Below are 22,257 nucleotides of genomic sequence, written 5' to 3' on the forward strand. Positions count from 1 at the left end.
CACGGGGCGGTCCCGGCCCGACCGGCCGAGCCGCCCTGTACTAGTTTTCGCCGGTGCACGCGGAGAGATCGCCGGTCCTGGTCGGCGTCGGGCAGGTCCTGGCGAACCGGGACCGGACCGTGGCCGGGGCCCGCGAGCCCCTGCGGCTGATCGCCGACGCCGTGCACGCGGCCGCCGCCGACGCGTGCGGCCCCGGCACCCGCCTGCTCCGCGAGGTCGACGCCATCACGGTCCCGCACGTCGCCAGCTGGGCGTACGCGGACCTGCCCGCCCGGCTCGCCGAACGGATCGCGGCGGACCCGGCGCACACCTTCTCGGCCCCCGTCGGCGGGCAGTGGCCGGCCCTGCTCGTCGACGCGGCGGCCGCGCGGATCGCGGCGGGGGAGTCCCGGGTCGAGCTGGTCGCCGGGGGCGAGGCCTCGGCGTCGCTCGGCGTACTGCAGCGCGCCGGCGTCGACCCGGACACGGACCTCGGCTGGACCACCGATCCCGGCGGGCTCGCCCCGATCGGGGCGGACGACCTGGGCAGCCCGGCGATGCAGGCCGCCGGCCTGGTGCTGCCGACCCGGGTCTACCCGATGGTCGACACCGCCTTCGGGCACTCGGTCGGCGAGACGCCGGCGGAGACGATGGCCTCCGGCGCGGCGGTGTTCGCCGCGTTGAGCGAGGTCGCCGCGAAGAACCCGGTCGCGTGGAACCCGACGGCCAGGGACCCGGCCGACATCCTGCGCGTCGGGCCGGACAACCGGATGATCTGCGAGCCCTACCCGCTCGCGGTCAACGCGATGCCGCTGGTCGACCAGGCCGCGGCGCTGTTGCTCACCTCGCGCGGGGTCGCCCTGGAGCACGGCGTGCCGGAGGAGCGGCTCGTGCACGTCTGGGGTGGCGCCGGGGCCGAGGACGCGGCGGACGTCCTCGCCCGGCCCGCGCTGACCGGGTCGCCGGCGCTGTGCTCGGTGCTGGACCGCGCGCTCGCCTCGGCCGGGCTCACCGCCGACGCGGTCGACGTCGTCGACGTCTACTCGTGCTTCCCCGTGGTGCCCCGGCTCGCGAGCCGCTACCTCGGGCTGCCGCCGACCGCGCTCGCCGGCGCGACCGGCGGGCACTCGTCCTTCGGCGGCCCGCTCTCGACCTACACGCTGCACTCCCTGGCCGCCTGCGCCGAGCGCGTCCGGGCCGGGGCGCGCACCGCGCTCGTGCACGCCAACGGCGGGTACCTGACCCGCCAACACGCCGTCGTCCTCGGGCGGGGGCCGCACGTCGACGGGTACATCGGCGATCCGGAGCCGCACGACACGGCCGAGGCCGGCCCGTCGCCGTGCCGCCTCGCGGAGGTGCCGGAGGAGCCGGTGCGGGTCGAGGCCGCGACCGTCGAGTACGACCGGGACGGCCACCCCGCGCAGGGGTTCCTGGTCGCCCGGACCGCCGACGGCCGCCGCCTCGCGGGCTGCACCGCCGAGGGCGACGCGGCCAGCGCCCGGGCGCTCACGGTGTTCCCCGAGGGGCCGGTGCACCCGGCGGGCCCGGCCGTCGTCGGGCGCGAGGTGCGGGTGCGGGCGGTGGGGGACCGGATCCAGGTGGACCCCGCCTAGCGGGCTCGCCAGTACCCGGTGGCGTAGACGGCGCGGCGGTTCAGCTTCCGGTCGCCGAGCAGGTGCGCGCGGATCTCCTTGACCGCCGCGGACTCCCCGGCGAGCCAGGCCTGCCCCTCGCCCGCGGGGAAGGCCGCGGCCTTCACCGCCGCGACCAGCGGCTCCCCGGCGGGCGCGGCGCCGCGGTGCACCCAGGTGACCGCGGCGCGGCCCGGCAGCTCCTGCTCCTCGCCGGCGTCGGCGATCTCGAGGACCGCCAGCGCGGGCACGTCGGCGGGGAGGGCCTCCAGCACGGTGGCGACCGCGGGCAGCGCGGACTCGTCGCCGATCACCACGTGGAAGTCCGACGCCGGGTCCGGGACCCAGCGCCCGCCCGGCTCCGACACCCCGACCCAGGCGCCCGGCTCGGCGGCCTGCGCCCACGCCGCGGCCGGGCCGTACCCGTCGTGCAGCACGAAGTCGACGTCGAGCTCCGCGGCGGCCGGGTCGAACCGGCGCACGGTGTAGGTCCGGATCGTGGGCCGCGGCTCACCCGCCGGCCAGACCGGGCCGCCGGTGCTCGCCCGCGGCACGGCCGGTCGTTCCTGCCCCTCGACCGGGAAGAACATCTTGATCCGCCGGTCCGGCCCCTCGCCCGGGAACCCCGCCAGCTCCTCGCCGGTCAGGGTCACGCGGATCATCTTCGGGGTCACCCGGGTGCTGCGGCTGACCTGCAGCAGCCGAGGGGCGGTCGTGGTCACGGCGCACCATGGAACCACAACGCGCACGGGCGCCCGCCCGCCGCCGACGCGTTACGGATCCCTACTGCGGTCGGTCCGGCCCGCCAGCCCGCTCCACGCCAGGTCCATCAGGTACTCGGTGGCCTGCTCGGCGGTGACCCGCGGATCCCGCTTGCGCCAGACCGCGAGCCGTTCGCAGGCCCCGACGATCACCTGCGCCCAGCCCTGCAGCCGCAGTGGGTCGGCCGCCGGCGCGGCGACCCCGAGCAGCCCGGCGATGAAGTCCGTCTGCTGCGCGCGGATGGCCTCGACCGCCTCCGCCGCGATACTCGCCTCGGAGTACAGCAGCGTGAAGGCCGGGGCGCGCTCGTCGAGGAACCGGAAGAACGCCAGCGTGCCGCGGCGCAGCATGTCCTCGGGGCCCTCCGCGGCGAACGCGGCCTCGGAGGTCACCTCGAGCAGCTCGGTGCGGGCCCGCGAGACGCACGCCAGCAGCAGGCCCTCCTTCGACCCGAAGTGCGTGTACAGCACCGGTTTCGTGACGCCGACCCGCTCGGCCACCGCGTCCATCGACGCGTTGGCATAGCCGCGCTCGGCGAAGACCGCGACCGCGGCGTCGAGGATCTGCCGCTCCCGCTCGGCCCGGGCGACCCGCCTGCGGGGGGACGGTGCGGAGGAGGACGAGGCAGGCGTGGACGCCGCGCTCCTCTCCATGCCGCAGACCCTACCCGCCGCTAAGTTACCCATGGTAAGTTACCGGCGGTAACACCCACCGGAGGGGAGCGGAGATGCTGGACACGCTGATCGTCGGCAGCGGTTTCGCCGGCCTGGGCGCCGCCGTGAAGCTGGACGAGGCGGGTCGCCGGGACTTCCTGATCCTGGAGAAGGGCGAGACCGTCGGCGGCACCTGGCGGGACAACGTCTACCCGGGCTGCGCCTGCGACGTGGAGTCGCACCTGTACTCCTTCTCGTTCTTCCCGAACCCCGAGTGGACCCGCACCTTCGCCCGGCAGCCCGAGATCCGCGCGTACCTCGAGGCCACCGCGGACCGGTACCGCCTGCGCGACCGCATCCGGTTCGGCGTGCACGTCACCGGCGCGGAGTGGGACGGCAGCGCCTGGGACGTGCGCACCGACGACGGCGGGACCCTGCGCGCCCGGTACGTGCTCTTCGGCACCGGCGCCCTGCACGACCCCGCGGTCCCGGAGATCGAGGGCCTGGACCGCTTCCGCGGCACCGCCTTCCACTCCGCGCAGTGGGACCACGGGCACGACCTCACCGGCAGGCGCGTCGCGGTGATCGGCACCGGCGCGAGCGCGATCCAGTTCGTGCCGGAGATCGCCTCGCAGGTCGGGCACCTCACGCTCTTCCAGCGCACCGCGCCGTGGGTGCTGCCCAAGCCGGACCGCCCCATTCCGGAGCGCACCCGCCGCGCCTTCCGCCGGTTCCCGCTGCTGCAGCGGCTCCAGCGGCTCTCGCTGTACTGGCGGCACGAGGCGCTGGTGCTCGGCTTCCTGCACCCGGCGGTCATGAAGGTGGTGCAGCGGCTCGGCCTCGCCTACCTGCACAGGGTCTTCGCCGGCGACCCCGAGCTGCGGAAGAAGGTCACGCCGACCTTCACGATGGGCTGCAAGCGGATCCTGATGAGCAACGACTACTACCCGGCCCTGCGCCGGGAGAACGTCGCCGTGGAGACGGACCGGATCGCCCGCGTCACCGAGACCGGCGTGGTGACCGTCGACGCCGCAGGCCGCGAGACCGAGCACGAGGTCGACACCATCATCTTCGGCACGGGCTTCAAGGTCGCCGACGGCCTGGCCCGGATGAACGTCACCGGGCGGGACGGGGTCAAGCTGGCCGACGCCTGGGCCGAGGGCCCCGAGGCCCTGCTCGGCACCATGGTGGCGGGCTTCCCGAACCTGTTCACGATCGTCGGGCCCAACACCGGGCTGGGGCACAGCTCGATGGTGTTCATGGTCGAGTCGCAGCTGAACTACGTGCTCGACGCCATGCGGACCGTGGACCGCCACCGCGCCGTCGCCATCGACACCCGCAGCGAGTCCCAGGCCGAGTTCAACGCCGAGATCCGGCGGAGGCTGGGGAAGGCCGTGTGGGCGAGGGGCGGCTGCGCGAGCTGGTACCTCGACGAGCACGGCCGCAACCGCACCCTGTGGCCCGGATACACCTTCGACTTCCGCCGCCGCACCCGGAAGCTCGACCCGGGGCACCACGAGCTCGTCGCGTAGCGTCCGCCCGCATGGAGCCCGCCGCGGTCTACGCGATCCCGATGACCACCCGGTTCCGCGGGATCACGGTGCGGGAGGGGATGCTCCTGTCCGGGGCGGCCGGCTGGGGCGAGTTCTGCGCCTTCCCCGAGTACGCGGACGCCGAGGCCGCGGCGTGGTTCGCCGCCGCCCGCGAGGCGGCGGAGGAGGGCTGGCCGGAGCCGGTGCGCGACACCGTGCCGGTCAACTGCATCGTCCCGGCCGTCGGGCCGGAGCGGGCGGCGGAGATGGTGCGTGCGTCGGGGTGCGACACGGCCAAGGTCAAGGTGGCCGACCACCCGGACTCGGCCCGCGAGGACCTCGAGCGGGTCGCCGCGGTGCGGGACGCGCTGGGGCCCGCCGGGCACGTCCGCGTCGACGCCAACGCGCGCTGGGACGTCGACACCGCCGTCCGCGAGATCCGTGCGCTCGATGCGGCCGTGGGCGGGCTGCAGTACGTCGAGCAGCCGTGCCCGACCGTCGAGGAGCTGGCGGCGGTGCGCCGGCGCGTCGACGTCCGGATCGCCGCCGACGAGTCGATCCGCCGCGCCGAGGACCCGCTGCGGGTGGCCGTGGCCGGGGCTGCGGACGTCGCGGTGCTCAAGTGCCTGCCGCTCGGCGGGGTGCGCCGCGCGCTGCGGGTGGCTGAGGCGTGCGGGCTGCCGTGCGTGGTGTCGTCGGCGCTGGAGTCGAGCGTCGGGCTCGCCGCCGAGATCGCGCTCGCCGCGGCGCTGCCCGAGCTGGAGTTCGCCTGTGGGCTCGGCACCGGCCGGCTGTTCACCACGGACGTCGTGGCGGAGGAGGACCGGCTGATCCCGCGGAACGGGGTGCTGCCGGTGCTGCGCACCGCCCCCGAGCCCGTGCGCCGCGGCGAGGTCGCGGCCGATCCGGAGCGGGAGGCGTGGTGGCGGGCCCGCGCCGAGCGGCTCGCGCTCTTGTGAGGAGGGTCGTACCCGGACGTGTCCGCGCAGCCGAGGCGACGGCCGGTCGGCCGCGCTCTACGCTGACCGCGTCATGAGCGTCGTCGTGGTCGGGGCCGGACTCTCGGGGGTGGCGTGCGCCCGCGAGGTGGCGCGCGCCGGGCTGCCGGTGAAGGTCCTCGACCGCGCGCACACCGTCGGCGGCCGCATGGCCAGCTCCCCGCACGACGGACGCCCGGTCGACATGGGCGCGGCGTACTTCACCGTGCGGGACCCGGAGTTCGCCGAGGTCGTCGCCGAGTGGCGCAGCGCCGGGCTCGCGCGGCCGTGGACGGCCGAGATGGCCGTGCTCGCGCACGGGGACCGCTCGCGGTCGGCGGGCCCGATGCGCTGGGCGGCGCCGCGGGGCCTGCGCAGCCTGGTGGCCGCCCTCGCCGAGGACCTCGACGTCGAGCTGGACCACGAGGTCAAGCGGGTCGAGGAGGGGCCGCGGGTCGACGGCGAACCCGCCGACGTGGTCGTCCTGGCCATGCCGGACCCGCAGGCGCTGCGCGTGCTCGCCCCGGGCCTCGGCGCCGTCGCCCTCACCTCGAACCGGCCCTGGCGGCCGGTGCTCACGGTCGCGGCCGGCTTCCCCACGCGCGAGTGGCCGGAGCTCTCGGCCGCCTTCGTCAACGACCACCCGGTGCTCACCCTCGTCGCCGACGACGGCGCCCGGCGCGGCGACGGCGTCCCGGTCCTGGTGGCGCACACCACCTCCGAGGTCGCACGGGCCCACGACGCTGACCCGGTCGGCGCGATCCCGATGGTGGTCGAGGCGGTGCGCGCGCTGCTCGGGCTGTCCGAGCAGCCGGTGTGGACGGACGCGCACCGCTGGCGGTTCGCCGCCCCGGAGCTCGACCGCGCCGAGCCCTTCCACCTCGGCGAGGACGGCATCGGGCTCGCCGGCGACGGCTGGGGCAGCTCCCGTATCGAGACTGCCTGGCGCTCCGGCACCCTGCTCGGCCGGGAGATCGTGAAGCGCCTGCAGCGGTAGGGGAGCCGCCGCGCTGGTTGGCGATCGCGGCGCGGCACGACGTAGCGTCTCCCGCATGAGCGAGGCCCGGACCGCGACGCCGCAGACCCCGACCCCCGAACGGCCCTTCGGCTGGGACCGGGGCAGCGGCGCGGCTCGGATGGCCGAGCCGGGCGAGGCCGGTCGCGCGGTGCTCGCCGAGCTCGCCGCGGCCCTGCCCGCGGACCGGGTGCTCACCGATCCCGACACCGCCCGGCCCTACGTGCACGACGAGGCGGAGTGGGCCGACTACGGCGCGCCGCTGGCCGTCGTCCGGCCGCGGTCCACCGCCGAGGTCGCCGAGACCGTGCGGGCCGCGGCCCGGCACGGCGTCCCGGTCGTCCCGCGCGGGGCCGGCACGGGCCTGTCCGGCGGGGCCAACGCCGTCGACGGCGGGCTGGTCCTGTCCCTGGAGCGGATGCGGGACATCCTGGAGATCGACGCGGGGGAGCGGCTCGCCGTCGTCCAGCCCGGGGTGGTGAACGACGACCTGCGCGCCGCCGCCGCGAAGGAGGGCCTCTGGTACCCGCCGGACCCGGCCAGCGCGCCCTGGTCGACGATCGGCGGCAACGTCGCGACCAACGCCGGCGGGCTGTGCTGCGTGAAGTACGGGGTGACCCGGGACTACGTGCTCGCGCTGGAGATCGTCACCGCCGCGGGCGAGATCGTGCGGGTCGGCCGGCGCACCGCGAAGGGCGTGGCCGGCTACGACCTCGCCGGCCTGCTGGTGGGCTCCGAGGGCACCCTCGGCGTGATCACCGAGATCACCGTGCGGCTGCGGCCGGTGCGGACCACCCCGCCGCGCACCGTCGTCGGGTTCTTCGACACCCTCGCGGACTGCGGCGCCGCCGTGGCCGCGGTGACCGCCGCCGGGCTGCAGCCCGCGATCTTCGAGCTGGTCGACCGGCACTGCCTCAAGGCGGTCAACGACTGGAAGCACATGGGCCTGCCCGAGGACGCCGCCGCGCTGCTGCTCGCGCAGACGGATCTCCCCGAGCCGGCCGCCACGGCCGAGGCCGAGGGCATCCTCGCCGCGTTCGAGGCCAACGGGGCCCGGGACGCCCTCGTCTCCACCGACCCCGTCGAGGCCGACGCCCTCTTCGCCGCCCGCCGGCTCGCCTACCCGGCCTTCGAGCAGCGCGGGGACGCCCAGCTCACCGAGGACGTCTGCCTGCCGCGCAACCGGCTGGCCGCGATGCTGGAGCGGATCGAGGAGATCTCCGCGCGCAACGACACCTTCATCGGGACCGTGGCCCACGCCGGCGACGGCAACCTGCACCCGCTGATCATGGTGCCGCCGGGCGACCCGGAGGCGAAGGCGCGGGCGCAGCGGGCGTTCGACGAGATCGTCGACGCCGCGATCGCGCTGGGCGGCACGGTGACCGGCGAGCACGGCGTGGGCCTGCTCAAGCGCGCGGGCATGCGCCGCGAGCTCGACCCCGGCTCGCTCGCCATGCAGGAGGCGATCAAGAAGGCGCTGGATCCGCACGGGATCCTCAACCCCGGCAAGGTGCTGTAGATCATGAACCGGTTGCTCCCCGCCCTCGCCGACCCGACGGACGCGCCCGCGTTGCGCTTCCCGGACGGCGCGGTGACCTACCGCGAGCTCGCCGCCCTGGCCTCCGACCTGGGCGCGCGGGTCGCCGGCCGCTCGCGCGTCGCCGTCTGGGCCACGTCCACGCTCGCGGCCGCCACCGGCATCACGGCCGGGCTGCTCGCCGGTGTGCCGGTGGTGCCGGTCAACCCGAAGGCGGGGGAACGGGAGCTCGCGCACATCGTCGCCAACTCCGCCCCCGAGGTCGTGCTGACCGCCCCCGGCGTGGAACTGCCCGCGGCGATCACCGGGCTGCCGAGGATCGACGTGGACGTCACCGCGCGGCCCGACCCGCAGCCGCTGCCCGCCGAGCCGCCCGCGGACGCGCCGGGGCTCGTCGTCTACACCTCCGGCACCACCGGCCCGCCCAAGGGTGCGGTGCTGTCCCGCGGGGCCGTCGCCGCCGACCTCGACGCCCTCGCGGACGCCTGGGCGTGGACCGGGGCGGACCGGCTCGCCCACGCGCTGCCGATCTTCCACGTGCACGGTCTCGTGCTCGGCACCCTCGGCCCGCTGCGCCGCGGCGGCTCGCTGCACCACCTCGGCACGATCGACGGGAAGCGGCTCGCCGCCGCCGTCGACGAGGGCGCCACCATGGTCTTCGGCGTCCCGACGCACTACCACCGGCTCGCCGCGGACTTCGAGGCCGATCCCGACGCGGGCCGCACGGTCGGCCGGGCCCGGCTGCTGATCTCCGGCTCGGCCGCGCTCACCGCCGTCGACCACGCGCGGATCGAGAAGGCGACCGGGCTCGCGGTCCGGGAGCGCTACGGGCTCACCGAGACGCTCATCCTCACCGCCGCGCGCGCCGACGAGGAACCCGAGGTCGGCACGGTCGGGCGGCCGCTCGCGAACACCGAGGTGCGGCTCGCGCCACTGCCCGCCATGGACGGCGAGCAGCCCGATGAGGGGTTGGGGGCCGTCGAGGTCCGCGGCCCGCAGCTCTTCTCCGGCTACCTCGACCTGCCGGAGGCGACGGCCGCCTCCCGGACGGCCGACGGCTGGTTCCGCACCGGCGACATCGGGCGCTGGACGGAGTCCGGGCTGCTCGCCCTGGTCGGCCGGCAGGCCACGGACCTCATCAAGTCCGGTGGTTACAAGATCGGCGCAGGAGAGATCGAGAACGCGCTGCTGGAGCACCCCGCGGTGGCCGAGGTCGCCGTCGTCGGGGTGCCGGACCCGGACCTGGGGGAGCGGATCGTCGCGCACGTGGTGCCGGTCGGCGAGGCCCCCACCGTGGAGGGGACGCTGGCGCGCGAGCTCGTCGACCACGTCGCCGCCCTGCTCGCCCCGCACAAGCGGCCGCGCGAGGTCCGGTTCGTGGAGTCGCTGCCGCGCAACGCCATGGGCAAGGTGCAGAAGAAACTGCTGTGAGCACGGGCCGAACGGTGGTCCCCGGACACGTTTGAGTGATCAGCCGGTTCGGGCATTCTCGTTCCATGGCTACCGGCACCCCGACGACGAAGAGCACCCCGATGACCGACGCAGATCGCCCGACGGCGACCTACCGCGGCCCGGCCGCCGCGGGGGCGCCGAACCTGGCGGGTGTCGAGGGGGTGCGGTCGACCGTCGCCGGGGACCCGGTCGTGCTGGAGTTCGAGCGGTACGACTCGCCGGACCTGCGCCTGGCGACCTCCGGGATCGTGCTGGCGATCCACCGCACGGACGACCCGGCGCACCCCGAGGCGTTCTGGCGCCTCGACCTGCCCGACGCGGTGGAGGGCGAGCAGCTGCGCATCCCGGTGGCCCCGCCGGACGTCGAGGGTGTGGACCCCGACGTGCCCGCCGAGCTGCGCGAGCTGGTGCAGGGCGTGCTCCGCGGTGCGGACATCGCCCCCGTCGGCCGGATCCGCCGGGTCCGCACCGTCCAGTCGCTGCGGGACGGCCGGCGCCGCGAGATCGCCGAGATCCGGCGGGACGAGGTCCAGCTCGCGACGTTCGGGTCGGCGACGACACTGGAGAACTGGACCGAGGACGCGGTGACGGTGTCGGGCGGCCCGACCGGCCTCCTCGACGTGCTGGCCGAGCGGCTGGCCGCGACCGGCGCGGCCCCGGCCGAGGCGACCGCCGAGGCCGAGCTCGACCGGCTCCTGCGCGAGGCCGCCCCGCCGCCCCCGGCCCGCTGGACCGGCAAGAAGGGCACGGCCGGGGCCGGTGTGCTGGCCTACCTCGCGGAGCACGCGGACCGGCTCGCCGCCGAGGACCTGCGGGCCCGCCGGGACGAGGAGGACGCCGTCCACCAGATGCGCGTGGCCGCCCGCCGGATGCGCAGCGCGCTGCAGGCCTTCTCCTCGGTCTTCGACGGCCCCCGCGTCGACGCGCTGATCGAGGAGCTGCGCTGGCTCGGCCGGGCCCTCGCGCCCGCCCGGGACGGCGAGGTCCAGGAGGAACAGATCACCGCCGCGGTGCGCGCCCTGCCGCCGGAGCTGGTCCTGGGGCCGGTGCAGGCGCAGATCACCCGGCACTTCGCGAGAGTGCGTGCGGAGGGCAAGGCGGCGGCGATCGCGGCCCTCGACGGCGAGCGCTACGCGGCGCTGCGTGGCGCGATCGAGCGGTTCCTCCAGGATCCGCCGCTGGCGAAGGGGGCCGGGTCGAAGAAGGCGCTGAAGGCCGCGCTGAAGAAGGCGGACAAGCGCTTCGACCGCCGGGTGGCCGTCGCGCTCGACGCCCTGGCGGCCGGCGAGGACACGGGCGCCGACTCCGACACCGCGATCCACGACGCCCGCAAGGCCGGCAAGCGCCTGCGCTACGCCACCGAGCTGGCCGGCACCCCGCAGCAGGCCAAGCGGCTCAAGGCGATCACCAAGGCGCTGGGAGAGCACCAGGACGTCGTCGTCGGGCGGCAGGTGCTGCGCGAGCTGGGCGCCCAGGCGCACGCCGACGGCGAGAACGGCTTCACCTTCGGGATCCTCTACGGGCGCGCCCAGGCCGCGGCCGAGCGGATCGAGGAGCAGCTGCCGGAGCTGCGGAAGCGGTGAGCCTGCCGCCCCGAGCTGGCAGTATCGCGGTCGTGAGCGACGCACGGGACCCGGTGGCCGACCTCCGGCGGATCGCGTTCCTGCTGGAACGTGCGCACGAGTCGACCTACCGGGTCCGTGCGTTCCGCACCGCCGCCGCGGCGCTGCGCGGCAAGGACCCCGAGCAGCTCGCCGCCCTCGAACGCTCGGGTGAGCTGCGGACGCTGAAGGGGGTCGGCGACGTCACCGCGCGGTGCGTCGCCGAGTCCCTGCGCGGCGAGGTACCGGTCTACCTGCGCCGGTTGGAGGCCACCGAGGGCGTCGAGCTGGACACGGCGGCCGCGGACCTGCGCGAGGCCCTGCGGGGCGACTGCCACAGCCACACCGACCAGTCGGACGGCGGCTCCCCGCTGTGGGAGATGGTCGAGACGGCGATCGGTCTCGGCCACGACTACCTCGTCGTCACCGACCACTCGCCGCGGCTGACCGTGGCCAACGGACTGTCCCCGGAGCGGCTGCGGCGCCAGCTGGACCAGATCGCCGAGCTCAACGCGGGCCTGTCCGGGTTCCGCGTGCTCACCGGCATCGAGGTCGACATCCTCGAGGACGGTGCGCTCGACCAGGAGGAGGAGCTGCTCGACCGGCTCGACGTCGTGGTCGCGAGCGTGCACTCGAAGCTCCGGATGCCGCGGGACGAGATGACCGAGCGGATGCTCACGGCGGTGGCGAACCCGCACGTGGACGTCCTGGGGCACTGCACCGGCCGGATGGTCACCGGGAACCGCAAGCGGCCGGAGTCCGAGTTCGACGCCGACGCGGTGTTCGCGGCCTGCGCCGAGCACGGCGTCGCCGTCGAGATCAACTCGCGGCCCGAGCGGCTGGACCCGCCGAAGCGGCTGCTGCGGCTGGCGGTCGAGGCGGGCTGCGAGTTCACCATCGACACGGACGCGCACGCCCCGGGGCAGCTCGACTGGCTGGACTACGGCTGCACACGCGCCGTGCAGTGCGGCGTGCCGACCGAGCGGATCCGCAACACCTGGGGGCTGGAGGAGCTGCTCGCGGCCCGCGCCTGACGCCCGGGTACGCTCAGCTCGGCTCCGGGTCGGCCAGCTCGAAGTCGGCGAAGTCGAAGCCGGGGGAGACCACGCAGGAGACGAGCGCCGGCTCGTCGCCGAGCAGCCGCGCGGACTGCCACGCGTGCGCCGGGACGAGCTGTTGCGGATCGCCCGCCCGCAGGGTCCGGGAGACGCCTGCGCCGGGTTCGGGCCCGACCCGGAGGTCGACGGCGGAGCCCGAGTGCCACAGCCAGAGCTCGCTCGAGCGGACCCGGTGCCACCGTGACTCCCCGTCGAGCAGGTAGAGGATCGCGGTGGCCGTCGGTCGCGGACCGTGCTCGGTCTCGACGGTCACCGGCGAGGTCCAGGTGCGGCGGAACCAGCCGCCCTCGGGGTGCGGAGCCAGGTCGAGGGCGGTGGCGAGGGCGGGAGGCGGCACACCCCGAGTCTCGCGGTCGCCGCGGGTCACGTCACGTCTGGTGATCATCGTTTGTCACGAGTCGTGACCGAAGTCGCGCGACGGTGGCGGTGCGTGCACGAACGGGGGGTACTCGACCGGGTGACAGGACTCGCGTCGCTCACGATCTGCGGTGAAATGGGGGCAGTTCTGAGGCAGGAGTGACGAGAGGTGCTGGCGATGCGGACGTCCGGTCTGGTGCGGGCCCTGGCCGTCGCGCTGAGCGGCGGGGTGTTGCTCGCGCTGACCGCGTGTCCTGCCCACGCGTCGCAGGTCGGACCGCAGGGACCGCAGCAGGGCACGCCGTCGGCGGGGGCGTCGGCGCAGGCTCCCGCGTCACAGGATTTCTCGTCGCAGGGTCCCTCGTCGCTCTGCCCGCGGACGGCCGCCGACACCCTGGGCTGGGGCACCCCGACCCGGCAGTCGGACTTCGACGGCACCGCGCTGCCGCCGGACTGGCACCCCTACGGCCCGGAGCCCGGCCACGACGAGAAGGGCATCCGGACACCCGACGCGATCACCGTCGCGAACGGCCAGGTCACGGTCACCGGTGACGAGCGGGGCACCACCGGGGCGATGAGCTGGCACCCCGGGCAGCGCTACGGCCGCTGGGAGGTGTGCGTGAAGTCCGACCCGGGCACCGGCGGCTACCACCCGGTGATCCTGCTCTGGCCGGTGAAGGAGGACTGGCCGGTCGGCGGCGAGATCGACTGGATGGAGATCAGCGCGGACGACCGGCAGAGCACGGACTTCTTCCTGCACTACGGCGCCGACAACTCCCAGGAGAGCGGCTCGGTGCGGCACGACGCCACCGAGTGGAGCGCCTACGCCCTGGAGTGGACGCCGCAGCGGATGACGGCCTACCTCGACGGCAAGGAGTGGTACTCCACCACGGAGACGAGCCACTTCCCGCCCGCCGCGATGAACATGACGGTGCAGCTCGACCACTTCCCACCCAGCTTCGGCCGCACCGCGATGCACCTGGACTGGGCCAGGCAGTGGGCGCTCCCGGAGAGCGAGCCGGCCGAGCTGTCGCTGGCGCCGGGCGCGCCTGCCACGGGCCAGCCGGACCTGCACCCCGACCGCACCCCGCAGCCCGTGTCGCAGCAGCAGGACCAGCCGGGCTCCGACGAACCGGAGCGGCCCCGGGGTCGCTGACCCCCTGACTCGTGGGTGGCGGGGCGAAAGGAACTGGGGCCGTCCCGCCACCTGCGGCCTCGTGGACGGCGGCGGTGCTGGGGAGCCCTCGCCGCCGTCCACGCTGGACCCCGGTCCCCTGATGGGGCTCTCAGTGCAGCGCGGCGTGCAGCTCGTCGGCCGTCGGCGGCTGGGCCCCGCGGCGCGAGCAGGTGATCGAGGCCGCGGTCACGCACTCCTCGAGCACCTCGTCGAGCGTGAGCGCGGGCAGCCCGCGCAGGGTCGCCCGGCGGGCCGGTCCGAGCAGGTCCCGGGCGTGCAGCGCGGCGAGCAGGGCCGCGGAGAAGCTGTCGCCGGCGCCCACGGTGTCGACCACCTCGACGGCCCGGCCGGGCATGGAGGTCCGGAGCCCCGCCGCCGTCGCCGCGAGCACCCCGTCGCCGCCGAGGGTCACGGCGACCAGTGCCGGCCCGCGCGCCGCCCAGTCGTCGAGCACCTCGCCGGGCGGGACGTCGGGCAGCAGCCAGCGGAGGTCCTCGTCGCTGACCTTCACGACGTCGGCGATCGCCAGCATCTCCTGCACGCCGCGCAGCACCTCGACGGGATCGCCCATGAGCCGCGGCCGGCAGTTCGGGTCGTAGCTCACGGTGGCCGACGCCGCGGCCTTGGCCATCAGCTCGCGCAGCACCGCGGCGCCGGGCTCGACGGTCAACGCCAGCGACCCCGAGTGCAGCGCGACGATCCCGTCGAGCGCCCCGGCCAGCTCGTCCGGCGTCCACTGCCAGTCCGCGGTGCCGGTGATGCGGAAGTCGTAGTCCGCGACGCCGTCCGGCCCGACCTCCACCAGGGCCAGGGAGGACTGCTCGGGCGCGTCGACGACGTGGGTCAGGTCCACGCCGTTGCCCTCCAGGTGCGCGCGCAGCCGGCGGCCGAGGAAGTCCGACCCGAGCCGCGCGAGCATCCGCGCGGGCACGCCGAGCCGCGCGAGACCGACCGCGACGTTCGCGGGGCTGCCGCCCGGCGCGAACTCGAAGTACCCCTCCGCCGGGGCGGGGACGACGTCGACCAGCGCCTCGCCCGCGACCGCGATCACACCCTTGTCAGCCACGCGGACAGCGTGCCAGAGGAGGGCGCCGATCAGCTCCCGACGCGGGAGGCCAGGTTGGCCAGCACGCCGTCGTAGATCCGGGTCAGGCCCTTCGGGGCGAAGGTCCGCTCGAAGAACCCGCCGATGCCACCGGCCCCGTTCCACGTCGTGGTGATGGTGACGAGGCTGGCGCCCTCGCCCGCCGGCGCGACCCGCCAGGTCGTGACCAGCGAGGAGTTCGCGTCCTTCTCCACCACCGTGTCCGGCGTCGGCTGGCTGACCTCGGCCTTCACGTGCCGGACGCGCTTCTTCGTGGCGTGCAGCTTCCAGGTGGCCGAGGTGCCGTCGCCCCGGCCGCCGGTGAGCACGGCGTAGTCGGTGAACTGGTCGGTCAGGATCGCCGGCCGGGTCTCCGTGTAGTCGGCGACGGCCGCCCGGACGGTCTCGACGGGGGCGGGGACGGTTCGCTCCGCGGTCGCGGTCACCTGTGCCATGCGCCCATCCTGCCCCGGACCCGCGGGCGGGCGCCGCAGGGGCGCCTGGTACCTGTTCGGGGTGCGGAGGATTCCGGTCGTGGTCGTCGCCGGGTTCCTCGGCGCGGGCAAGACCACCCTGCTCAACCACCTGCTGGCGCACTCGCTCGACGCCCGGATCGGCGTGGTGGTCAACGACTTCGGCGCCATCGGGATCGACGCCATGCTGGTCGGCGGGACGGACGCCATGGTCTCGCTCGGCAACGGCTGCCTCTGCTGCGCGGTGGGCGAGGACGGCGTCGGCCCGCTGCTCGACCGGCTGACCCGCCGGCGGGACGAGCTCGACGTCATCGTGATCGAGGCCAGCGGGATCGCCGAGCCCGGCACGCTGGTCCGGCTGATCCTGGAGGCCGCCAACCCGCACCTGGTCTTCGGCGGCCTCGTCGAGGTGATCGACGCCGTGGAGTTCGAGGCGACCCGGCGCCGGCACCCGCAGGTCGACACGCACGTCGGGCTGGCGGACCTGCTCGTGCTGAACAAGGTCGACCGGGTGGACCCGGGGAAGGTGTGGCGGGTCCGGCGGCTGCTGCGCGAGGCCAACGCGCTGGCGCCGATCGTCCCGGCCGAGCGCGGCGTCGTCGACCCGCAGCTGCTCTTCGACATCGAGGTGGTGCCCGGCCGGCAGCTGCTGCTCGGCGAGCAGGTGGGCGATCACGTCGACCACTCCGGTCACCTCCACGCCGCGTACGACAGCGTCTCCTTCACCTCCGACGCCCCGATGGACCCGCAGCGGCTGCGGGACCTGCTCGACCGCAGGCCGGCCGGCGTCTACCGGATCAAGGGGTTCGTGGCCTTCGGCGTGCCCGGGCACCGGCAGAAGTACGTGCTGCACACGGTGGGCCGGTACGTCCGGTTCCGCCGCACGCGGTGGGGGCCGGGCGAGCCGCGCCGGACGAGCCTCGTGCTGATCGGCGCCGGGATCGACACGGCCGCCGTCGAGGCCGAGCTGGCCGCGTGCGTGGCCGACGACTCCTCGCGCACCGACGCGGACGCGATGCTGCCGGTGCTGCGCTACACGTTCGGGGCGTGAGCGGCGCTCCGATCCACGGCTACGCGAGCTGCACCGTGATCAGCCGGGCCGCACACAACGCCACGGTCGACGCCGCCAGCGTCCTGCGGGCCGGGCTCGCGCTGGCCGACCGCGAGCCCGTCCCGCTCCGGGCCGGCTGACCCGGACCGATCCCTCCGCCGGTCCCCGGGCCGCTACGCGGTGGCGTGCGTGCCCAGCTCGTCGAGCACCCGATCGGCCGCGATCGGCCCGATGCCGGAGTACCAGAGGTCGTCGGACACCTCGTGCGCCCTGCCCTGCGCGACCGCCGGGATGGCCGGCCACAGCGGCCCGCCGAGCACACCTGCCTTGTCCTTGCCGCCGGCCTCGCCGTAGGACGCGTAGAAGAGCCGGTCGCCGTCCGCCAGTCCGATCTGCTCGGGGGAGACCTCGGCGAAGGTCGTCGGCACGCGCTGGCTGGCGGGCCGTGCCAGGCCGGCGTCGGCCAGGATCGTGCCGATGAAGGAGCCCTCGCCGTAGAGCCGGACCGAGCCGCCGGTGAAGCGGACCATGCTGATCGTGGTGCCCGGCGCGAACCGCTTGCCGACCTCGGCCGCCTTGGCCCGGTAGTCGGCCAGGATCCGCTCCGCCTCGGCCTCCCGGCCGAGCGCCCGGCCCGCGACCTGCAGGTTCTCCCGCCACGCCACGCCCACGCGCTCCGCGAACACGGTCGGGGCGATCGCGCTGAGCTGCGGGTAGAGGGCCTCGTGCCGGACCTTGTTGGAGAGGATCAGGTCGGGGCGCAGCCCCGCGAGGGTCTCCAGGTTGAGGTCGGACTGGGTCCCGAGGTTCGTCACACCGGCGGTCCGGTCCGCGAGGTAGGTCGGCAGCGGGCCGTTCGCCACGGGCGAGGTCGCCCCGACCGGCGTGACGCCGAGGGCGAGCACGCTGTCCAGCTCCCCGGTGTCGAGCACCACCACGCGCTGCGGGTTCGCCGGCACCTCCGTGGTGCCCATCGCGTGGGCGACGGTCCGGGTGGCGGGGGCCGCGGAGGAGCCGGTCGACGGGGCGTCGGACGATCCGCATGCGGCGAGCGAGCAGGCCAGGGCGAGCCCGGCCAGGACGGACATGAGGCGGCGCACGCACAACTCCTCGGGTCGGGAAGGGTTGGCTGACCTTAACGGGCCGATCGGCCGTCTCACGCTGTGATCCAGCACGCGCACGTTCCGGTGAGGGGTCGGTCACGTTGCAGCGTCGTAACGCGCCCCTCGTCAGTTTCGATGATGTGCGTGGCGGCCCCCTCACCCGGCGCGGCCACGCACACTCCCTCCCCGGTGCGACCAGCAAGAGCAAGAGGCAATGAGCACGTTCCCCGGCGACGCGAGCGTCGACTTCGTCAAGCAGGCCCCGGCCGACCGTCTGCCCACCCTGATCCGCACCCGATCGGGTTATCGCGTGTTCGACCCGGCGCTGATCGCCGGCACCCACTACCAGATCGACGACTCCGGCACCCTCGTGTGGACCCGGCTGCCCGCGGGCTCCACGGCGCTGGCCGTCCTCGCCGTCGGGGGCGCGTCCGGGCTCCTGCTCGGCGACGGCTGGCTCTTCACGCTGCTGTGGTTCGTCGCAGGCGTGGTGGTCGGCGCCGGGCTCGCCGGGCTCGGGCTGACGATCGTGCACGCGATCGACGACCCCGAGCGCCGCTACCGCAACCGCACCTGCGGCGCGCCGTACTCGATGGACGTCACCGACCGCGGCTCGCGGGCCTGGGAGCTGTGCGTGCAGGCCGAGCGTCTGGCCGCCACCAGGTCGTGGGTGGCCGGGCGGGTCGACCGGGAGCGCCAGCTGCCCGAGCTGCTCTGGGCGGCCGTCCTGGGGTCCGGCTGGGCGGCCGAGGAGATCGGCCGGTTGGTCAACCCCTCCACCGGGCCGAACCTGCACGCCCCCGCCTGATCACGACCCCTCGGACGACGACCACGGCGTGACCGGCCGGTCGAGTCGCCGGCCGTCGAGGACGACGTCGATCCGTTCGTCGAAGAAGGCGACGAGGCCGCGCACGTGGGCGGCCTCGTGCAGGGGGTCCGGGTACGTCCACGCCAGGTCCGGCACCTGCCGGTCGCCCACGGTCACCGCCCAGTAGGACGCCTCGCCCTTGTAGGCGCAGCGGGTCCGGGTCGTCGTGGGCTCCAGCGGGGCGACGACGTCCTCCCGCCGCAGGTAGTACCGCGTCGGCAGCATGGTCTCGAACAGCAGCACCGGTCGCCGCGACTCGGCGAGCAGCACGCCGTCCAGCTCCAGGCGGACGTGCCGTGAGGAGGCCAGGACGTCCACGCGGTGGAACGGGTCGCGCGGGTGCGACACGCTGGGCTCGTCCTCCTCGAACCAGGCGTCGAACGCGTCGAAGTCGAGGACCACGTGGCCCGCGAGGTCGGGATCGACCGGCCGCAGCCCCGCGGCGGCCCGCTTCTCGCCGTCCGTCACGAGGTCGACCGGCTGCCCCTCGGCGGTGTGCACCGCGAAGGGCACGGACGGGTCCAGCACCGGCCGGTCCGAGATCGACGCCAGGCGGACGCCCTCGGGCTCCGCGGGGGCGGGCACCGTCGCCGGGGTCAGGCGCGCGGCGATGTCCTCCTCCGGCACCGCATAGCTCGGCACGACCCTCCGCGGCTCCCACACCAACACCGCCCGCGTGGAGTCGACGATCGTCGCGCCGCCGATGCGGGCCCGGATGCGTTTCGCGATCGGCTCGTGCCGGCAGCGGTCGAGCGCGGCGGACAGTGACGCGTGCTGCAGGACGCTCATGGATGCATCCTCCGCACCCGCGCGCGATCCCGCGCCACCTCTGCTGGATGAGCCGGGCGGGGCCTGTTGTCCAAGGGGCCGTGGGGCGGAGGGGCCGGTGGGGCGGAGGGGTCGGGCTGGGGCGGAGGGGCCGGTGGCGCAGCACGGCTCGCCCGCCGACCCTGCGGGATCGTCGGACCGTGGCCGTGCGCCCCTCCTCAGAACGGCGGCGGCTCGTCGAGGTCGGTGGCCGGCGGTGGCGCCGCGATGGTGGCGGTGCCGTCCTCCGTGACGTACGCGCTCACCGCCCGACGGGCGTGGGCCCGGCGGAAGAGCCGCTCGTAGTGGTCCGGGTCGATCTCCATGATCAGCCGCTGCAGCCGGCGGGAGATCTGCGTCGTGGTCCAGCATGGTGCGCGCGGCAGGACGAGCGCAGAGGTGGGTGATCTGGGGCGGCCGGCAGCCCCACCGGGTGCCGCAGGAAGACGGAGGCCTTCGGCGCGTCGATGAGTCCCTGCGCCAACGCTGACCACACGTGCGGCAGCTCGGTCACCAGTGCGACCGCGTGGTCGGACCAGCCCTCGGCGGCGCGGCGCGTCCAGGCCAGGGCGGCCCGGATCTCGTCGGCCCGGTCCAGGTGCGGGTCCGGCAACTCGGCTGCCGAGTGCGGGCGCTCCGGGTCGGCGAACCCCACGGCGACCATCGCGCGCAGGAAGTGGGCCCGGGTGTGGCTGTCCTGGCGGTGCCACGCCTCCAGCGCCGTCAGCCGCTCCGACGCGGGCACCGCCGAGAGGTCGATCCGAGCCAGCGCAGCAGCGAGTTCCGGGCCGGGTGGCATGTCCGCCAGCCCGCCCGGAACGCACTCGGTCTGCTGCACCGCTCGAACATACATTCGACAACCGACAATCCCGGGTGTTCCGGGACTTCCCGGAGTCGACCTGGTCCGGCTCGACGAGCCCGAGCTCCAGGCCTGGGTGGGCGAAGAGCGACCGCCGCGCAACGGGTCGAGCCGTCGACGTACCGGACCGCGCCGTCGCAGCGTCGAGCGCTCGGTGTCCGCGCCGCCCAAGGCGACCCGGCCCGGCGCGGGTCGCAGCGCCCGGACGCAACGCCTCGCGGTGGCCGTACCGCCCCACCTCGTCCGTCAGTGCCGCTGGTACACCGGCGGCCGCTTCTCCAGGAAGGCGCGGGTGGCCTCGTCCCGGTCCTCGGTGAGGGCGGTGAGGATCTGCTGGCGGTTCTCGAACTCCACCGCGTTGACGAAGCTCGGGTTCTCGACCGACGCCCACATGCCCTGCTTGGTCATCTCGACCGAGAAGGGCGGGTTGAGCATGATCTCGGCGGCCTCGGCGTAGGCGGCCTCCAGCAGCTCGCCGGGGTCGACGAGGTGCGTGACCAGGCCGATCCGGTAGGCCTCCTCGGCGCTGCAGCGGCGGCCTGTGAGCATCAGCTCGTGGGCGCGCCCGGTCCCGACGATCCGGGGGAGCAGCCACGACAGCCCGATGTCGCACGCCGAGAACCCGGCCCGGATGAACCCGACGGCGAACAGTGCCGAGGTGGAGGCCATGCGGATGTCGCTGGCCAGCGCGAGGGCCAGGCCACCGCCCGCGGCGGGGCCGTTGATCGCGGCGATGACCGGCTGGGGGAGCTGGTGCAGGGCGACGGCGAGGTGCGCGATCTGGCGCTGCCGGGTCAGCCCGTCGATGGGGTGCCGCTGCCGGGCGGGCGGGTGCGGCTCGTCGTCGTAGTGGTTGAGGTCGAGGCCGGCGCAGAAGCCTCGGCCCGCCCCGGTCAGGATCACCACCCGGCAGGTGCTGTCCGTGCCGATGTCGGCGAGCACGGCGGTGAGCTTCGCGACGGTGTCGGCGTCGAGCGCGTTGAGCTGGTCGGGGCGGTTGAGCGTGAGCTGGACGACGCCCTCCCGCGGGCGGTCGATCTCCACCGGCATGCGGTCCTCCTCGCGGCCTGAACGAACGAACGTTAAACGATCCGGCGCCCCGGGGAGAAGAGCGGTTCCGCACACACCGTCCTCAGGGCGCCCGCTGCTCCTCGACCGGCCCGGGAAGATGCACCGGCCCGTGCGGGTCGACGCAGTGGTCGGCCCCGTCCGCCGGACGGGCGGCACCGTCGGCACCGTCCTCGCAGTGGTCGACCTGCAGCGTCGTGTGCTCCAGCCCGTGCTCCCCGCGCAGCACCGCCTCGATCGCCTTCTGCACCTCGTGGCAGTCCGCCTCCGGGCGGACGAGGACGTGCGCCGACAACGCCGGCCTGCCCGAGGTGATCTCCCAGACGTGCAGGTCGTGCACCTCGGCGACGCCCGCGAGGCCGGCCAGGCGGGTGCCGAGCGCGTCGGGGTCGACGCCCCGTGGCGCGGCCTCGAGGAAGATCCGGCCGGACTCCCGCACCAGGCCCCAGCCCGCCTTGACCATCAGCGCGGCCACGACCAGCGCCGCGATCGCGTCCGCCCGGTCGAACCCGGTGAGGAGGACGGCGAGCCCGGCCACGGCCGTCGCGACGAACGCGAACAGGTCGTTGAGGATGTGCTGGAAGGCGCCCTCGACGTTGAGGCTCGACCGGTCCGCGCGGCTGATGCACCAGGTCGCCGCCAGGTTGACGACGATCCCGACGAGCGCCGTGACCAGCACCGGCAGACCCGCGACCTCCGGCGGCGAGAGCAGCCGCTCGACGCCCTCGTAGACGAACCACACCGCGAGCAGCAGCAACGTGATCCCGTTGGCCTGCGCCGAGAGGATCTCCGCGCGCAGCAGCCCGTAGGTGTAGCCGCCGCGGGCCGGACGGGCCGCGAGCCGGATCGCGACGAGCGCGAGCACGAGGGAGGCGGCGTCCGTGAGCATGTGGGCCGAGTCCGAGATCAGCGCCAGCGACCCGGCGAGCAGGCCGACGACGAACTCGCCGACCATGAACGTGACGATCAGGCCCAGCGCGGCGCCGAGCCAGCGCCGGTCGGTGCCGGCGCCCACGCCGTGCCCGTGCCCGTGCGCCCCCATCCGCGCACCGTAGAGCCGCGCCACGGAGCCCGGCAACGGAGCGCCGCGGAGCCCGGCGACGGAGCGCCGCGCCCGGCGACGGAGCGCCGCGAAGCCCGGAACGGGCCGCTG

The 22,257-nt window shown here is 75.1% G+C and carries 23 protein-coding genes; 12 read left to right on the forward strand and 11 right to left on the reverse strand.

Annotated features, from left to right (window positions below):
- The first annotated feature begins 53 nt into the window (after positions 1-53).
- Positions 54-1,592 carry an acetyl-CoA acetyltransferase gene (locus ABD990_RS15340; protein WP_345381169.1) on the forward strand — a complete coding sequence of 513 codons (1,539 nt, stop codon included), beginning with the start codon at positions 54-56 and terminating at the stop codon, positions 1,590-1,592.
- On the opposite strand, the gene ABD990_RS15345 is transcribed toward ABD990_RS15340, so the two are convergent.
- Together ABD990_RS15345 and ABD990_RS15350 are read right to left on the reverse strand one after the other, a co-directional pair.
- Positions 1,589-2,332 (reverse strand): siderophore-interacting protein, encoded by a 744-nt coding sequence (locus tag ABD990_RS15345; RefSeq protein ID WP_345381170.1) that lies wholly within the window; start codon positions 2,330-2,332, stop codon positions 1,589-1,591. The genes ABD990_RS15340 and ABD990_RS15345 overlap by 4 nt on opposite strands.
- Positions 2,333-2,383: 51 nt before the next feature.
- Positions 2,384-3,025, reverse strand: coding sequence for a TetR/AcrR family transcriptional regulator (locus ABD990_RS15350; RefSeq protein ID WP_345381171.1), 642 nt, complete (start codon positions 3,023-3,025; stop codon positions 2,384-2,386).
- Between the two features lie 74 nt (positions 3,026-3,099).
- On the opposite strand from ABD990_RS15350, the gene ABD990_RS15355 reads away from it, so the two are divergent.
- The 7 genes from ABD990_RS15355 to ABD990_RS15385 all read left to right on the forward strand — a co-directional run bounded on the left by ABD990_RS15355 (position 3,100) and on the right by ABD990_RS15385 (position 12,173).
- A complete protein-coding gene (locus tag ABD990_RS15355) occupies positions 3,100-4,557 on the forward strand; it encodes a flavin-containing monooxygenase (protein WP_345381172.1) in 1,458 nt (485 codons plus the stop codon).
- 11 nt (positions 4,558-4,568) lie between these two features.
- Positions 4,569-5,516, forward strand: a complete 948-nt coding sequence (locus tag ABD990_RS15360; RefSeq protein ID WP_345381174.1) for an o-succinylbenzoate synthase — start codon at positions 4,569-4,571, stop codon at positions 5,514-5,516.
- A 73-nt stretch (positions 5,517-5,589) separates the two neighbouring features.
- Positions 5,590-6,531 carry an NAD(P)/FAD-dependent oxidoreductase gene (locus ABD990_RS15365; RefSeq protein ID WP_345381175.1) on the forward strand — a complete coding sequence of 314 codons (942 nt, stop codon included), beginning with the start codon at positions 5,590-5,592 and terminating at the stop codon, positions 6,529-6,531.
- Between the two features lie 139 nt (positions 6,532-6,670).
- Complete coding sequence (locus ABD990_RS15370; protein WP_345381271.1) at positions 6,671-8,068, forward strand: FAD-binding oxidoreductase; 1,398 nt, start codon at positions 6,671-6,673, stop codon at positions 8,066-8,068.
- Between the two features lie 3 nt (positions 8,069-8,071).
- Positions 8,072-9,517: an AMP-binding protein gene (locus ABD990_RS15375; protein ID WP_345381176.1), complete on the forward strand. Its 1,446-nt coding sequence runs from the start codon at positions 8,072-8,074 to the stop codon at positions 9,515-9,517.
- Between the two features lie 101 nt (positions 9,518-9,618).
- On the forward strand, positions 9,619-11,121 hold the full coding sequence (locus ABD990_RS15380; protein WP_345381177.1) for a CYTH and CHAD domain-containing protein: 1,503 nt from the start codon (positions 9,619-9,621) through the stop codon (positions 11,119-11,121).
- 32 nt (positions 11,122-11,153) lie between these two features.
- Positions 11,154-12,173 carry a PHP domain-containing protein gene (locus ABD990_RS15385; protein ID WP_345381178.1) on the forward strand — a complete coding sequence of 340 codons (1,020 nt, stop codon included), beginning with the start codon at positions 11,154-11,156 and terminating at the stop codon, positions 12,171-12,173.
- A 13-nt stretch (positions 12,174-12,186) separates the two neighbouring features.
- Here the strand turns inward: ABD990_RS15385 and ABD990_RS15390 are convergent, their stop codons facing one another.
- Positions 12,187-12,594, reverse strand: coding sequence for a cupin domain-containing protein (locus ABD990_RS15390; protein WP_345381179.1), 408 nt, complete (start codon positions 12,592-12,594; stop codon positions 12,187-12,189).
- Between the two features lie 198 nt (positions 12,595-12,792).
- Here ABD990_RS15390 and ABD990_RS15395 point away from each other — a divergent pair, with 198 nt between their 5' ends.
- A complete protein-coding gene (locus tag ABD990_RS15395) occupies positions 12,793-13,770 on the forward strand; it encodes a glycoside hydrolase family 16 protein (protein ID WP_345381180.1) in 978 nt (325 codons plus the stop codon).
- Positions 13,771-13,900: 130 nt separating this feature from the next.
- On the opposite strand, the gene ABD990_RS15400 is transcribed toward ABD990_RS15395, so the two are convergent.
- Both ABD990_RS15400 and ABD990_RS15405 read right to left on the reverse strand, forming a co-directional pair.
- A complete protein-coding gene (locus tag ABD990_RS15400; RefSeq protein WP_345381181.1) occupies positions 13,901-14,857 on the reverse strand; it encodes a carbohydrate kinase family protein in 957 nt (318 codons plus the stop codon).
- 29 nt (positions 14,858-14,886) lie between these two features.
- On the reverse strand, positions 14,887-15,330 hold the full coding sequence (locus tag ABD990_RS15405; RefSeq protein WP_345381182.1) for an SRPBCC family protein: 444 nt from the start codon (positions 15,328-15,330) through the stop codon (positions 14,887-14,889).
- Positions 15,331-15,409: 79 nt separating this feature from the next.
- Here ABD990_RS15405 and ABD990_RS15410 point away from each other — a divergent pair, with 79 nt between their 5' ends.
- On the forward strand, positions 15,410-16,399 hold the full coding sequence (locus ABD990_RS15410) for a CobW family GTP-binding protein (RefSeq protein ID WP_345381183.1): 990 nt from the start codon (positions 15,410-15,412) through the stop codon (positions 16,397-16,399).
- A complete protein-coding gene (locus ABD990_RS15415; protein WP_345381184.1) occupies positions 16,396-16,539 on the forward strand; it encodes a hypothetical protein in 144 nt (47 codons plus the stop codon). Before ABD990_RS15410 ends, ABD990_RS15415 begins: the two co-directional genes overlap by 4 nt.
- 33 nt (positions 16,540-16,572) lie before the next feature.
- Here ABD990_RS15415 and ABD990_RS15420 read toward each other — a convergent pair whose 3' ends face one another.
- Positions 16,573-17,499 (reverse strand): ABC transporter substrate-binding protein, encoded by a 927-nt coding sequence (locus ABD990_RS15420; protein ID WP_345381185.1) that lies wholly within the window; start codon positions 17,497-17,499, stop codon positions 16,573-16,575.
- A gap of 217 nt (positions 17,500-17,716) precedes the next feature.
- Between ABD990_RS15420 and ABD990_RS15425 the strand changes: the two genes are divergently transcribed.
- Positions 17,717-18,310, forward strand: a complete 594-nt coding sequence (locus tag ABD990_RS15425) for a hypothetical protein (RefSeq protein WP_345381186.1) — start codon at positions 17,717-17,719, stop codon at positions 18,308-18,310.
- Here the strand turns inward: ABD990_RS15425 and ABD990_RS15430 are convergent, their stop codons facing one another.
- The 5 genes from ABD990_RS15430 to ABD990_RS15450 all read right to left on the reverse strand — a co-directional run bounded on the left by ABD990_RS15430 (position 18,311) and on the right by ABD990_RS15450 (position 22,146).
- On the reverse strand, positions 18,311-19,159 hold the full coding sequence (locus ABD990_RS15430) for a DUF427 domain-containing protein (RefSeq protein ID WP_345381188.1): 849 nt from the start codon (positions 19,157-19,159) through the stop codon (positions 18,311-18,313). It lies immediately after the preceding gene.
- Positions 19,160-19,356: 197 nt separating this feature from the next.
- Positions 19,357-19,503 carry a hypothetical protein gene (locus ABD990_RS15435; RefSeq protein WP_345381189.1) on the reverse strand — a complete coding sequence of 49 codons (147 nt, stop codon included), beginning with the start codon at positions 19,501-19,503 and terminating at the stop codon, positions 19,357-19,359.
- 2 nt (positions 19,504-19,505) lie between these two features.
- Complete coding sequence (locus ABD990_RS15440; RefSeq protein WP_345381190.1) at positions 19,506-20,015, reverse strand: hypothetical protein; 510 nt, start codon at positions 20,013-20,015, stop codon at positions 19,506-19,508.
- A 267-nt stretch (positions 20,016-20,282) separates the two neighbouring features.
- Positions 20,283-21,086 carry an enoyl-CoA hydratase/isomerase family protein gene (locus ABD990_RS15445; RefSeq protein WP_345381191.1) on the reverse strand — a complete coding sequence of 268 codons (804 nt, stop codon included), beginning with the start codon at positions 21,084-21,086 and terminating at the stop codon, positions 20,283-20,285.
- 82 nt (positions 21,087-21,168) lie between these two features.
- A complete protein-coding gene (locus ABD990_RS15450; RefSeq protein WP_345381192.1) occupies positions 21,169-22,146 on the reverse strand; it encodes a cation diffusion facilitator family transporter in 978 nt (325 codons plus the stop codon).
- Between the last annotated feature and the right edge of the window lie 111 nt (positions 22,147-22,257).

Origin of the sequence: Pseudonocardia yuanmonensis (genome assembly GCF_039542425.1) — a bacterium.
Classification (GTDB): domain Bacteria; phylum Actinomycetota; class Actinomycetes; order Mycobacteriales; family Pseudonocardiaceae; genus Pseudonocardia; species Pseudonocardia yuanmonensis.